Below are 13,454 nucleotides of genomic sequence, written 5' to 3'. Positions count from 1 at the left end.
TAACTCTCGCAAGCTCGAGTTACCCACATACCCACAGGCTCAACAAATATTTTATTAATTTTAAGAGGGTGATATCTCCTAAAATTTAATTGGTTGCTGGTCTAGACATGGGGGTCACTTAAATATTATTGAGATCCAAAATGTTTTGGAAGGCAACGGAGCAGGATTTAGAAAATTACCTGGCACAGAATTAAAAAATGAGCGGACTGGAAAAGTAATCTATACTCCGCCTCAAAATCAGGCGACGATAATCAAGCTCATGTCAAATTTGGAGCATTTTATTAATGATGATCGATTATCAGATGCCGATCCTTTAGTGAAAATGGCGATTATTCATTATCAGTTTGAATCTATTCATCCTTTTTACGATGGTAATGGAAGAACAGGTAGGATAATTAATATTCTTTATTTAGTTCTTAAAAATCTCTTGAATATTCCCGTTTTATATTTAAGTCGTTACATCATAGAAAATAAATCTGATTATTATAGGCTCTTACAAGCTGTAAGAGATAAGAATGAATGGGCAGAGTGGGTGCTTTATATGATAAAAGCTGTAGAGATTACTTCTCGTCAAACGATTTTAATTGTAAAGGGAATAAAAGAATTAATGGCTGATTACAAAAAAATAATATGCAAAGAAGTTTCATTTTATAGTCAAGAACTTTTGAATAATTTATTTAGATATCCCTATACTAAAATTGAATTTGTGACAAATGATTTACAGATAAATCGTAAGACTGCGCTTAAGTATTTAGACGAGCTTACCAAAATTGGTCTTTTAACCAAGCACAAGATATGGCGGACAAATTATTATATTAATGAAGCATTATTTGTTCTTCTGTCAGCGACTCCTGACCTCGAATAATTTCGTGTAACTACTCGCCCCTAGAAGCGGACGCCCACTTTTGAGCATCCTAGCCAACGAATCACTTTGGGTGCAAGTAGTTACAATTTCGTTAGATTTCATTTTAATCAACTTGGTAATTAGCAGATAAATATTATCACCTCCGTGCAACAGCCAATTAAAGCATGAAAATCAATTTTGTAAATGTTGGTATTTAAGAAACTGTCTGTCTTCATCTGAAACATCGTACTTTCTGATATCAATTTTCTCCTTGGAAAGGATATTAATTTTATTAATTCGAATCAATATCCTCGCATGATGATGCCCTGTTTGAGCTGCAAGTAATGTGCCCATAACATGAACATAATTTCCTTCTTTTATTTTTTTCCAATCATTCTCATTGTGAATCATAAGTTGTATAAACTTTACATTTTTTACAGGCTCATCATTTTCATTTTGAGTATTAGACTTAAGGTTAATATCAATTGGATGATTTAATATTAAGTACCCCCCAGTTTCATCTTCATCTCCATTCCTTATACTTTCATAGTTAGGCGCCCCCGGAAATTTTAATACTCTAATAACACCTTTCAGTTCAACGTCTTTTGATTCGAAATAGACAATTTGATTCCTCGCAGAAGAAGGTGGAGACATAATCGAAAAAAATATAAGTAAAAACAAGAAAAATAAGGAGCGCATTATCCTTCCTTTTTTTTATCTTTAATTACCAGATTATTAAGACTGTCATTGACGGTACTCTTTTCTCTAGTGCGAAGGTATTCGTTTCCCAAGTGCGAACAAACTACTAAATCTAATTTACCTTGTTTAGCTAATTTTAAACATTCTGCTTTAGAAACCCATCCAATATTTTTGATGTTGTAATCACAAATGCCATTTTTATTTTTATGGACCTGGGTGACCGGGAAAACCTCGATTATAATTCCTTCTTCATAGCCTTCTATTTTTTCTATTGCTCTCCAGAGTTTATCAAATTCACTAGGTGTAAAATCTTTGACCTTTTTATTATCGGTAACACCTGTTTCATCATGAAGAAATTTTCTATATTTCTTGACGTTATTACCATCTTTTGCGGGAGCATAATCTTCAACTAAATCATCAAGTGAAGAATTTATATAAGTGGTTCGCAAACAATCTAACAACGCTAAATGACCGTTTTCATAATCAGGAAATATTGCAAATTTCCCAGTAGACCCAATCTCATTATGCCTTGCACTAATTTTTCCTGGACAAGATTACCGGGGTTATGATTTCTCCATGCCCAAGTCCCTCCAGAAAATCGAAAAAACCTTCCTGAATCGTCGGTATAAATTACAGAATGATTTAAAGCTGATTCAGCTCTTATGTAATGAGGCATTTAGTCTGAGTCCATGATTTGGAAATTAGTCGTAACTCGCTTTAGCATGGAGTGCTGTTTATGTTTTTGTATGATTTTATACTTTTTCAAATAATACTCAAGCACCTTACTTTTAACTTTCAACACGAACAATAGTTTCATTTTTTTAATTATTTCTTCTGAGAAGATTATCAAATTAGTTACTTTTGCATGAAATGTCCCTAGCAGTAAAACAGATGGAGAGTCGCAAACCATTACATTATCTGATGAAGCATCAAATATTTTGGCAGCTAGGAAATTAACTGCAAAAAACCCATTTGTTTTCCCAAGTAACGGCATGCATGGTCATATTACTGAGCCCAAAAAAGGTTGGCAGCGAATTTTAGCAAGGGCTGGGATTGAGAACTTACGAATCCATGATTTACGCCGGACACTCGGAAGCTGGCAGGCGAAGATGGGTACTTCACTTGTCATCATCGGAAATCACTTAATCACAAATCACCCTTAACAACAGCGATTTATGCTCGATTAGACCTGGATCCTGTAAGAGAATCTGTTGAGAAAGCAACTAAGGCGATGCTTGAAGCTGCTGGAATAATATCAAAATGATAATTAATATAAGGAGAAGTCTGTGCACCTATTGGAGCTACTTTATTAGCTTTCACTCGCTTATAAGCTTGGTTTAGATTCTCCCGTAAGGTAATCTTTCCCATCAGCTCAGTTGCCAAGTCTTCAGCTTTGTTCAACACCGCGGCGCACCGCAATATGCAAACTTTTCAAGTTTGCGAATTTAGTGACCTTAAAAGTATCCCAATCAGAAAATTAATCAGAGTCATTATTGAGAAAAAAATATGATTTTTTAAAGGCACTCATACTCCATTAGAGCCAATAGAGATAAAATGTCACTTAATAATTCTATGATGCGATTTTAATGATTAGTAAGACCTGCTGATTCATTCAGACAATTTAATTCGATAAAATAACCATCCAGATTTTCTAAAATGAATTTTTCAATCATTTTAAAATGATCTTCATTTTTGAGTGATTCATAAGAGGCTGGTTTAGTCCAAAATAAAAGCCCAGAATGGTTAGCGTTAGCTTGATTAAATGACCTCTTTATTATGGAAGTAAATCTTGCTTGAGTAAACTCATCATTATTGTTGTTCTTCAGATCATTAAGTTGTTTAACGATATTATTTACAGCCTCCTTGTTAGGAAAATTGGGCTGTGCAGCATACCAGTCAAAAAGAATTATGGCTTTGTCTAATACTTCTGCATTCGGTGGACATTTTGTACTTAAAACCTGGATTAGTTCTTTTGTTATTTTTTGCACCCCTGGAGCTACTTTACGTAAATAATTCACCACCTGCAGATGCCCTTCTCGAGCAGCGATTATAAGTGGAGTTGCGCCATTATTGGTGCACGCCTGATTGACATTAGCACCGTGTTCAACGAGGAATTTCACCACCTGCAGATGCCCATTTTTAGCAGCGGTATAAAGCGCAGTTACGCCATTATCAGTCCGCAGGGTCTGATTGACATTAGCGCCATGTTCAACGAGGAACTTCACCATCTGCAGATGCCCATTTTGAACAGCGATATAAAGCGCAGTTGCGCCATTATTGGTGCGCGCCTGATTGACATTAGCACCGTGTTCAACGAGGAATTTCACCACCTGCAGATGCCCATTTTGAGCAGCGCTTATAAGTGGGGTTATGCCATTATAGGTGCACACCTGATTGACAGTGGCGCCATGTTCAACGAGGAATTTCACCACCTGCAGATGTCCTTGTTGAGCAGCGATATAAAGCGCAGTTACGCTATTATCGGTGCGCGCCTGATTGACATTAGCGCCGTGTTCAACGAGGAATTTCACCACCTCCAGATGCCCTTCTTGAGCAGCGATATAAAGCGCAGTTGAGCCATCATCGGTGCATGCCTGATTGACATTAGCGCCCTGTTCAACGAGGAATTTCACCACCTGCAGATGCCCATTTTGAGCAGCCATAAAAAGCGCAGTTAGGCCATCATCGGTGCGCGCCTGATTAACATTTGCCTTGTGTTTAACTAAGTATCTCACTAGCTCCAAATGCCCATTCTTGGCAGCGATAAAAAGCGCAGTTGCGCCCCTGATTGTAAGTGACTGGTTAACATTATCTTTAATGTTCGCTTTAACAACATTTGGTTGATTCAATATCAGCGCTAATATGAGCTCTTTATTAAAAAGTGCATCTATTTGTTCGTAACCTTGCTGCTTAAGTAACAATTTTAGTCTTTCATCTTGTTCATTGCTGCAGTTTCCTATTGCCTCTTGAAAGGCAGCATTTAAAAGTGGCTGACCGAAGGCGCTAGCTGCCCAATCGAACAATGTTTTGTGCTGATAATTTTGAATGCTGCCATCAAATAACATTTCTAAAATTGTGGTTTCAGGAAGGGAATCTGGAGTACGAGGGTTTTTCTTTCTAAAGTCGGCAATGGCCTTAAAATCACCTTCCATTACTAGCAGATAAAGCTTTTGACAGGTTTTCCATTTTTCTAGATCAGCCGCTTTTGTGATTGGGATTAGGGTGCCACTCTTTGACTCAATATAGAATGGCTGCTCATCACACTCTTTAAAACACTGATAGTATGCATCTAACGGTAAACTTTCGTCTTTGGGCTGTAGGGCATATTTATCTGGATAGTAACGTTTTAATTCTTCTTCCCAAAGCCGATTGCTTCGGCAAATGCCAAGCAAAGCATGATTTGCTTGGCTAAGATGTGCGATATCTTTGTAAGGAATCCACTTCAGCATTTGCATTAATATATCAAGGGGCCATTCCCCTAAATCAATCGGCCATGGTTCTCGGTTCAATTCCACAAAAGTCACCTTAGTGTTAAAAGATTGCGTTGTATGGGTTGAATCATACCTAACCCACCTTAACCTTTTCTTAGCTTATCGATAAAAACCCAAAAAAATTAGATTGTGACTTTTGGATATGAGATTGTTATGTGCTTGGAAATGCCGATTTTATTATCATAAATCATACCGTAAATATGCATTTTTACGCAAACCGAAAGTTTGCATATTGCGCTTTTAAATTGCTCCATTTCCGTATGCTAGACGAAAAGGACTCGAGGCTAATCTCTAAATTGCGATTACATTCAAGATTCGATTTTTACGGAATGATTATAATCACATCGATTTCAGTTTATGCTGTTGCTCTCGTTGGGGTAATTTCCAACAAAATTTGGCTAACTTGAATATTCCAAAACACATTAATCCTAGCAAGGCGATGATACCCGCAACAATGCTAACATCCAGAAATGATGAGGACAGCTGCGAATCACGACTATTGTGGAGCATGGGCTTTGCGAAAAATTGCTGATTGATTAGATCGCAATTGATTGCAGGACGCACGTTCCATTCAGCTTGTTCTTGTTTTTTAGCTTCTATTAAAAAAGTTCCTGTCATAGACTCTAGATTCTCTACACTAAGATCTATTCCTGGGAAACATACTGCAAGATCTATAAATAGATGAGCCCCACCGTAAATAATATATACCTGCTCTTCACCTAATTCATTTCCAAGTTTAATAGCATTATCAATGGCTAAATATTCGCGATTTAAATCTTCCCAGCTTTCTCTTGCCAAATTTTTTTCAGCAGCACTTGACAGACCTGTTTTTTTATAAAATTGCGTTTTATCTAAAAGAATTTGGCTATCACTGTACGTTTGTTTTATTATATTTTTTCCTACACAAAGCATAACACCACCGTAACAAGCTAAAAAGTTTTTTTGTCCTAATGTTAGTAGGCTATATTTTTTCGGAAGGCCGTCTGGAAATAAATCTTCCGCCTGCTCATCTATGTAATCATAATGTCCATGTCGCAAGTCATAATTATTCTCATAAATATAAATTTTATTGGGGTTGTCATTAATATATTTGGCCAATCGAAATTGACTCCTAACGGATGATTCATATCCAGACTGTAATTTATTTGGAATCGGTAAATTATTATCTAAATAATATCTAATTTGTTTTGATGGATGCGTATTTTTTAATACGATAACTTTCTTCATTTTCGGCATGTTTACTCACCATGATTTTAACGAAATAATACGTAATAGAAACGATTGTCCGTTTTTCATTTAACCTCCATAAATGAGAATATGGACTACGAAATATAAACATGCTTTATGAATTGATCTAAATAATCATTATCTTCATAAAGAATTACCAAGCCATCAGAGAAGTTTGCTGTTTTGAAGCATGCTCTATTTATTTTACCGTTTACAGTTCTTGGAAATGACCCTGACTTTAAATAAACAATATTTGTAATTAAAATATCAAATCGCTGTAACACGGATTTACGTAGAACCCATCCCAACGAAACCAGTGTTTCATTAGCATCTTCATGATGAATTTCTTGGAAAAGGGTGATATTTTCGTTCACATATACAATGACTGTTGCTTGATATTTAAATAATAGGCTTAAGGAGTTAATATAAAATTCAATTTCTGTGATAAGATATGTTTTCTTTCCTATCTTGAGGAGATCGTTCAGTCTGCCCATTAAGTACAATTCATCCTTAAATAAAAACCCTAAGTCACCTGTTCTAAAATAATATTGATTATCAATTCTAAACAAATCCTTTTCTTTGTGGAAATAGTTCTCAAATAAAGCAGATCCCGTCAAACATACTTCACCCACCTCGCCTGGTGGTAGTTCTATTAATGTTTCAGAATCGATGATATTTATTTTCGAGTGCTGCCCAGCTTTACCGCAGCTAACAACGCTCTTCGTCATTATGAATTTTCCAATCTTATTTCTCATTTTTATTTTTTTGCTGAAGTTATAAACATTATATTTTGTACCAGGATAAGAGGAAGTGATAAAACCGGTAAACTCTGACATTCCATATGAAGGGCAAAATATTTTTTCACTAAATCCGAATTTTTCAAATGTTCTCCTGAATTTTTTTAATATTCCTTCGTCAATTAATTCGCCGCCGCATATTGCAATTCTCCAACTCGACAAATCAAGGTTTTTAGCCTCACTTCTCCCTGCTTGGCTTATACAAAGCTGATATCCATATATTAAACAACCGCTATAAGTAACTTGATATTTAGAGATAGACTGAAGCCAAAAAATTGGATTATCTACAAAATATGTAGAAGACATAATATAAGCAGTATTGCCACTAAACAGTGGCAATAAAATGCCTGTCATTAATCCATAAATATAATAGTGTGGTGTCCATGTTAATGAAACATCTGCATGTGTTAAATTCCAGTGCTGAGAATTACTGATTAAACTATGCATGATATTGCCATGAGTTAGAATGATATATTTAATCGCACCCGTTGTTCCCGATGAGCGCTGCATCCAAGCAGTCTCATTAGCATTAAATTTTGCATCTACACTCGGCATCCCAAAATTATTTTCCGGCCCTCTCACGCCAAATGTAGGCTTAGATGGCAGGAGGGTTAACATTTCGCTCTCTTCAGCCCTGAATTCTGAACTGTCATATGAAGCACACCATGTATTTTTATCGTATCCTGAGGTGTCAACAATATCTACCAATCCCAAATAGTTAAAATACTCATTATTTTTATTGATGATTTCACAAATTGAAGCATTTGAAAAAATCACATCAATTTTTAATTCATCAATTAGTTTTTTTAAGTTTTTCGTTTTATCTTTAAAATTCGATTCATTGATAGGCTCAATTGGTATTGGGATTACTCCCGAAGAAAGACAAGCCATGAAGGCAATGACAAAATCAATGCCGCTTGAATAAATTAAGAGCGCCTTACGTCCGTTGAAAGTTTCAAACAAATATAAAGAAGAATTAATCATTGATAATAATTCGCCATAGGTAACAAATTGATTTTTCCTATTACCAGGATAAATTTCTGATAAAGCGATCTTGTTTTCATACTTAATAGCGTTTTGGCACAAAACATCATTAAATGAAATGAAAGGGGATGGCAAATTACTAGACATCTTCGCTCTCCGATTTATATTTTCTCTTCTCTTAACATCATTACGACATTGTTTAATTCATTGGTTAACGGCCTGCATTTGCCAATGGTAGGACTTACTTTTCTGATAGATGCTAAAATTTTTTTACCCGTATCACTTATTTTTTCGATCCCTCTTAATTCAAGCGCTTGAGCAACCGCTAGATATAAAATGGCTGTTAGCTTGTCTAAGTAAGTAACTGCATTTTGTAAGTCGAAAGCGGCGTGTGTCCCTAAGCTATTAACATCCTGATTATCACCTTCGGTTGGAAGCATGTATGATTGATGACATTGTGCTAGTTTTCTACATTGGACTGTAATCGATGCGGCAAGCAATTGTAGAGGACGAAATCCATTCTGATTACTTGGATCTTTCACCAAGTTTGCAGGAAGCGCATTATTTTTTCGTGGATGAACCATAACTGCTAATAGCGCATGTATCCAGGTGGCAGCTTGTGCGATATTCATTTTCAAAAGATCACAGGCATCGGTAATGTAATAACCCATGAAGTTAGCCCCATGATGGATTTTGGCATTATCAAGATCAATAATAGGGTTATCGTTTACTGAATTTATCTCATTTTCAATCCAATTAATTGATCGGTCTAAATTTTCAAAAAAAGGTCCAAATCCCTGTGAGACAGATCGTAAAGAATAATAATCTTGAATAGGTCTTTCTAATTTGGATCTTGCTTCGTTTATATTCGTTATTAGTTGGCTCCCTCTCCAACAAGCTAATACAAAATTATTAACCTCAATTTCCCCTTTGTGTCTCTTAACTTCATGCACCAAAGGATGATAAGCGCAATCAATAACCTTCAATGATTCAAGCGATAAAGCTATCGCTGTGAGCATTTGATCAAAAAGGCGTTTAAGTTCATATACTGCTAAAGCAGCAATTGCGGTCATAAAAGTGGTCCCATTAATCATTGCCAGACCTTCGCGGATTTGAGGGTTGTATTTTTGTAAGCCTGTTAGTTTAAGAGCCTGCGTCGCTTTTATTATTTTGCCTCTATAAACAACTTCAGTATTACCTCCAATTATTGCTGTCGCTATAGACGCTAAGGGAATTAAATCTCCACTTGCTCCAATTGATCCAAATTGCCTCACAATTGGATTGATATCATGATTATAAAAAGATACCAATGCGTTAACTGCGCTGTATTTTACGCCTGAATATCCTTGTGATAGGCAATGAGCACGAAGTATCATTGCCACTCTGACGAAATCAATTAGAACAACATCCCCCAATCCACAACAATGAGAATTAATTAATGCTTTCTGTCTATTTTCGATGGATTCATAGTACTCTTTAGAAGACCCTTCAAAGTTTTCGTCAAGCAGAGTTACCTGATCTCCAAATTGAGTATTAATTCCATAAATCGGAACGCGTTGATCAATAGCTTTTTTTAAAAATTCATATGACTTGTTCATATGTGTAAAAGTTTTTTTGCGTATTTTAACGAAGCATTGATGTTTTGAAATAAGTTTGCAATCTTGTATAGTCAACCATGAGGTTGATCCAATATAGATCACATTCGATTTTTGATTTTTTTTCAATTTTTTCATGTCCACAGTGATAATGATCTATTTTGATTTAATCCGATGAAACACTGAACAGTAACCCGTCGACCATTTTTAAATTGTGTAATTGCATGAGGTCTCCTTGAGTTGAAAATAATTAGATCACCTAAATTCGGTTTTAGACTTATTGACTGAGATAACTCACTTCGCCAATTTGTAGGTGTTGTTGTATGAATGTCAGATGTGGGCAAGGGTTCAACATCCCATATTTCTAATTCACCACCTGAAGAAGGAACAGACAGATAAACGTTCGCAGCAAACTGACCCATTAAATTCGCATAATCAGCAGGAACAGAATCACAGTGAGGCTGTAATTCTGACAATAGGGACGTCTTAGCCGCCATAATCCTGCCAATACCAACAAACATTTTTTTACCGCTAAAATTAGCCAAATTTGCACTAGAGGGCCAATTCTCATCTAGCTCTAGGCGTAATTGATCAATGGGTGATAGAAAGGGTTCTGCCGCCTCTCTAAAACGTTTAATTCCATTTAATGCTTCTAAGTAATATTTAGCAGTAGAAGTGCCATATGTTGAATTATATGGAATACCAACACGGTCCACTCCAAAATATGTTGATTTAATTCCATCTTTTGTTTTTTGAACATAATTATATTGTGTTATATTTTCATTATTCAGAAAATACTTTGCTAATCTCTTGCATAAACTTGCACCACAAAAATTTGAAATTCTCACAGCGCAAATTGAATCTGAAAATAATTGTTGCAGAACAGATTCATTAATTTTATCTGTTGTTATGATTTTTGGATGAACTACACTCATCATACATCCCCACTACGGTTTTAATTGTTTGTTTTCGAACATAATTACTTTTTCCAATTTTTTTGACCCATTCACAAAAATGAAGTCATCCATGTATGTTCCACCACTTGAAGTTCCATTTTTCTCTACCCAGCTAAAATTGAATCTACCTCCGTAGTGATTTTCATCATTAATTGCTTGATAAATGTAAGTATTTTTTACACTTGCAGACGTAAGGTCTGACAAAAAACCATTAAAAAAGCTTTTTTCATCTATCTCACCTTTTGAAGTTGAAATTACCGTTCCGTTCGCCTCAAATAATAGATTAATTTTCCTGCTATCTACACCAGATAAAGACTGAAGGTATTCTCTGATGGTTTCAATTCGCTCTCTTTTTAAGGTTTTTTCATTGCTCTGTGTAACTCCAAATACACTTATGGTGATACAGCAAGCAAATAGGATGGATATTGTTTTAAGTGCTTTCATTATTTCCTCTTTAATTATTTGATAGACAGGCCTCGAAATATAGGTATTATTGAGGTATATGTAAAATATTTAATAGATATAATTATAATAGTTTTAAGCTATAGTTTGTTTGAGGAATATTCATGCTGCCATCACCTGCCGAAATTACCTATTTTTTAGAGGTCTCCAATACCCTAAATCTCTCCCGGGCTGCCGAAAGATTAGGTATTAGCCAACCTTCGCTCAGTAATGCGATCATTCGTTTAGAGACCACCTTAGGGACGCCTCTATTAATTAGGCATAAGCGAGGAGTTACCTTGACTCAAGCTGGCAAACAATTTTTCAACCATGCCAGGGAACTAATGCAAAAATGGGAAGATCTTAAATCTAAAGCGTTAAAATCCAATCAACAAATCCAAGGTCACTTTACCTTAGGTTGTCACCCCTCTGTTGCAAAATATTCCTTGCCTTATTTCTTGCCTAATCTTATTAAGAACTACCCAAACTTAGAAATACGATTAAAGCATGACATATCTAGGCGAATAACTGAGGAAGTGATTAGTTTGGCAATTGATGTTGCAATAGTTGTAAATCCTGTAAAGCATCCTGATTTGATTATATTTAAATTGTTTAGAGATAAAGTTACCTTATGGTGTAATGAAAACTCAATTCAGTCAGTTCGCAATGTGCCTTTAATTTTCGATCCAGAATTACCTCAGCCACAACGTATTCTACAAGAATTAAAAAAGAAAAATGCGCAATACGGAAGGATATTGACCAGTAATAATTTAGATGTAATAGCTATGCTTACAGCAAATGGTTGCGGCATTGGAGTCTTGCCAGAACGAATTGTTATGTCTACTTACCCCACCCAATTGAAGCGTATAGCTAAAGCTCCTGTTTGCCATGACGATATCTGTTTAATCTATAGACATGAAAATAGAAATGTAATGGCTATCCAGAAAATTATTTTAGAAATAAAAAAATTATGCAATAAATCTGTAGCTATTTAGGAACAGCAGGGAGAGGGCTTTGAAAGCCGTAGGAATTGTTGAGTCATAGGATAGGATAGATCATTGCTCTGCAGCATAACTACCAAATAATTGGTTGTAACAAAAATTTGCCACATAATCAGCAGGTCGTTAAAGAAAATGAGCTGTAAGTCATTGAAAATAAGCGGACCGTGAGAGTCTCGAACTGTCGACCCGCTGATTAAGAGCGCGCATAGTCTAAAAGTTGAACTAGCAATATAACTAGATATAACCTAAAATAACTCTAAAGTAGTAATATCATGAACTATACATTACTGATTAAGCGACAAGCCAAGAAGATACTACAAAAACTTTCTCGGCCAGATAGAAATAGGATAACTGAAAAGATTATGGCACTAGGAGCAAATCCAGACGACCCAACACTTGATGTTAAGCCTTTACAAGGGCAGTCCTACTACCGTTTACGTGTTGGCGATTGGCGTGTAATTTATGACAGAGATGATGAGATAAAGATTATTACTATAGAGAAAGTCAAACCACGTGGAGATGCATACAAATGAACTTACAAGTTATTAAATCCGTTGATGGTAAAGACGAGTATGTACTCTTACCCATTAGCGTTTACAACGCTTTGCGTGACCAGATTAAAGAACGCATGAAGAAAATTAAAAGTAAAGCTGACTACGTCGCTTTTGACCCTGCTGATTATGTTGATAACCCGATTGCCCTTGCACGCATTAAGGCAGGCATTACGCAGGAAGAATTAGCAAAGCGCATGAATGTTACGCAAGCATATATAAGCAAAATTGAAGCTCAAGATAAGGTTACGGCAAAAATGCTGCAGAAAGTTAAAGATGCACTTGATAAGATTAATCAGTAATAATAGCATACATATCGAAACCCAATATTACACCACAAACTATTAGATTCAAGGGTTCTTGAATTTTAAATTTGAAGATCTTACAAAGCATCTGTTAATTAACTTAAAAATGCTTGTCACACTTGGGACTAGAATGCGCCCTTTTAATTTCATTAATTCATTCTTCATAAAAAGAATCTTAGCAACACAATTGACCTAATTACCAAGTAGTCCTCGATCAGCAATTCTCGGTGAAGTAATTTCCCCTGAATTTTCGTAGGTTACAGCTCGCTTAGTCAATTTTTTTGTTACTGTTCAGCCAGGTTGTTGAAGGAAATGTGTGTTTCGAAGGATTTGCTAGTGGCCGAACATGATTTTTATTATTTCACAGCGGATTTTTCAAAATTTTCCAACTTTTAACAATATGAAGTAAGTTTTACTTAAGTTATCTCTGTTAAATTATTCAATAAAGAAAGCACTTTTTTATCTGGAAAAGGACACCTCTGTTAAGGCTATCGTAAAACATGCTAGCTGACAGAATTTGTAATCAAGCCAATGGCTAATAACTTACAGTTAATGTCTTAGGG

The 13,454-nt window shown here is 35.6% G+C and carries 13 protein-coding genes; 4 read left to right on the top strand and 9 right to left on the bottom strand.

The window, feature by feature from the left end:
• Positions 1-88 precede the first annotated feature (88 nt).
• Complete coding sequence (locus H0U71_02405) at positions 89-865, top strand: Fic family protein (GenBank protein MBA2653902.1); 777 nt, start codon at positions 89-91, stop codon at positions 863-865.
• Between the two features lie 171 nt (positions 866-1,036).
• Here the strand turns inward: H0U71_02405 and H0U71_02400 are convergent, their stop codons facing one another.
• From H0U71_02400 to H0U71_02360, 9 genes are all read right to left on the bottom strand, one after another.
• Positions 1,037-1,543 carry a DUF4431 domain-containing protein gene (locus H0U71_02400; protein MBA2653901.1) on the bottom strand — a complete coding sequence of 169 codons (507 nt, stop codon included), beginning with the start codon at positions 1,541-1,543 and terminating at the stop codon, positions 1,037-1,039.
• Complete coding sequence (locus H0U71_02395) at positions 1,543-2,004, bottom strand: DUF3892 domain-containing protein (protein MBA2653900.1); 462 nt, start codon at positions 2,002-2,004, stop codon at positions 1,543-1,545. The genes H0U71_02400 and H0U71_02395 overlap by 1 nt, the downstream gene beginning before the upstream one ends.
• Positions 2,005-2,716: 712 nt before the next feature.
• Entirely contained in the window at positions 2,717-2,944 is a 228-nt protein-coding gene (locus H0U71_02390; GenBank protein ID MBA2653899.1) for a hypothetical protein, read from the bottom strand.
• A 182-nt stretch (positions 2,945-3,126) separates the two neighbouring features.
• Positions 3,127-5,058, bottom strand: a complete 1,932-nt coding sequence (locus tag H0U71_02385) for an ankyrin repeat domain-containing protein (protein ID MBA2653898.1) — start codon at positions 5,056-5,058, stop codon at positions 3,127-3,129.
• Between the two features lie 315 nt (positions 5,059-5,373).
• Entirely contained in the window at positions 5,374-6,270 is an 897-nt protein-coding gene (locus H0U71_02380) for a hypothetical protein (protein MBA2653897.1), read from the bottom strand.
• An 86-nt stretch (positions 6,271-6,356) separates the two neighbouring features.
• Positions 6,357-8,189, bottom strand: coding sequence for an AMP-binding protein (locus H0U71_02375; GenBank protein MBA2653896.1), 1,833 nt, complete (start codon positions 8,187-8,189; stop codon positions 6,357-6,359).
• A gap of 14 nt (positions 8,190-8,203) precedes the next feature.
• Complete coding sequence (locus tag H0U71_02370) at positions 8,204-9,775, bottom strand: aromatic amino acid lyase (GenBank protein ID MBA2653895.1); 1,572 nt, start codon at positions 9,773-9,775, stop codon at positions 8,204-8,206.
• Positions 9,772-10,575, bottom strand: coding sequence for a 2OG-Fe(II) oxygenase (locus tag H0U71_02365; GenBank protein ID MBA2653894.1), 804 nt, complete (start codon positions 10,573-10,575; stop codon positions 9,772-9,774). The genes H0U71_02370 and H0U71_02365 overlap by 4 nt, the downstream gene beginning before the upstream one ends.
• A gap of 9 nt (positions 10,576-10,584) precedes the next feature.
• Complete coding sequence (locus H0U71_02360; GenBank protein ID MBA2653893.1) at positions 10,585-11,037, bottom strand: hypothetical protein; 453 nt, start codon at positions 11,035-11,037, stop codon at positions 10,585-10,587.
• A 122-nt stretch (positions 11,038-11,159) separates the two neighbouring features.
• Here H0U71_02360 and H0U71_02355 point away from each other — a divergent pair, with 122 nt between their 5' ends.
• From H0U71_02355 to H0U71_02345, 3 genes are all read left to right on the top strand, one after another.
• Positions 11,160-12,029 carry a LysR family transcriptional regulator gene (locus tag H0U71_02355; protein MBA2653892.1) on the top strand — a complete coding sequence of 290 codons (870 nt, stop codon included), beginning with the start codon at positions 11,160-11,162 and terminating at the stop codon, positions 12,027-12,029.
• A 278-nt stretch (positions 12,030-12,307) separates the two neighbouring features.
• The gene (locus tag H0U71_02350) at positions 12,308-12,568 is read left to right on the top strand and encodes a type II toxin-antitoxin system RelE/ParE family toxin (protein MBA2653891.1); all 261 of its coding nucleotides are present in this window, start codon (positions 12,308-12,310) and stop codon (positions 12,566-12,568) included.
• The gene (locus H0U71_02345; GenBank protein MBA2653890.1) at positions 12,565-12,888 is read left to right on the top strand and encodes a helix-turn-helix transcriptional regulator; all 324 of its coding nucleotides are present in this window, start codon (positions 12,565-12,567) and stop codon (positions 12,886-12,888) included. Before H0U71_02350 ends, H0U71_02345 begins: the two co-directional genes overlap by 4 nt.
• Positions 12,889-13,454 lie beyond the last annotated feature (566 nt).

The organism is Gammaproteobacteria bacterium (genome assembly GCA_013697705.1).
Taxonomy (GTDB): domain Bacteria; phylum Pseudomonadota; class Gammaproteobacteria; order UBA6002; family UBA6002; genus UBA6002.
Note: the sequence above shows the minus strand (reverse complement) of the source record. Positions and strands in the feature narration are given on the sequence as shown.

Coding starts and splice junctions, on each gene's coding strand:
- H0U71_02355 (MBA2653892.1), top strand. CDS start 11,160: ATGCTGCCATCACCTGCCGAAATTACCTATTTTTTAGAGGTCTCCAAT.
- H0U71_02345 (MBA2653890.1), top strand. CDS start 12,565: ATGAACTTACAAGTTATTAAATCCGTTGATGGTAAAGACGAGTATGTA.
- H0U71_02365 (MBA2653894.1), bottom strand. CDS start 10,575: ATGATGAGTGTAGTTCATCCAAAAATCATAACAACAGATAAAATTAAT.
- H0U71_02350 (MBA2653891.1), top strand. CDS start 12,308: ATGAACTATACATTACTGATTAAGCGACAAGCCAAGAAGATACTACAA.
- H0U71_02380 (MBA2653897.1), bottom strand. CDS start 6,270: ATGCCGAAAATGAAGAAAGTTATCGTATTAAAAAATACGCATCCATCA.
- H0U71_02375 (MBA2653896.1), bottom strand. CDS start 8,189: ATGTCTAGTAATTTGCCATCCCCTTTCATTTCATTTAATGATGTTTTG.
- H0U71_02370 (MBA2653895.1), bottom strand. CDS start 9,775: ATGAAAAAATTGAAAAAAAATCAAAAATCGAATGTGATCTATATTGGA.
- H0U71_02360 (MBA2653893.1), bottom strand. CDS start 11,037: ATGAAAGCACTTAAAACAATATCCATCCTATTTGCTTGCTGTATCACC.
- H0U71_02400 (MBA2653901.1), bottom strand. CDS start 1,543: ATGCGCTCCTTATTTTTCTTGTTTTTACTTATATTTTTTTCGATTATG.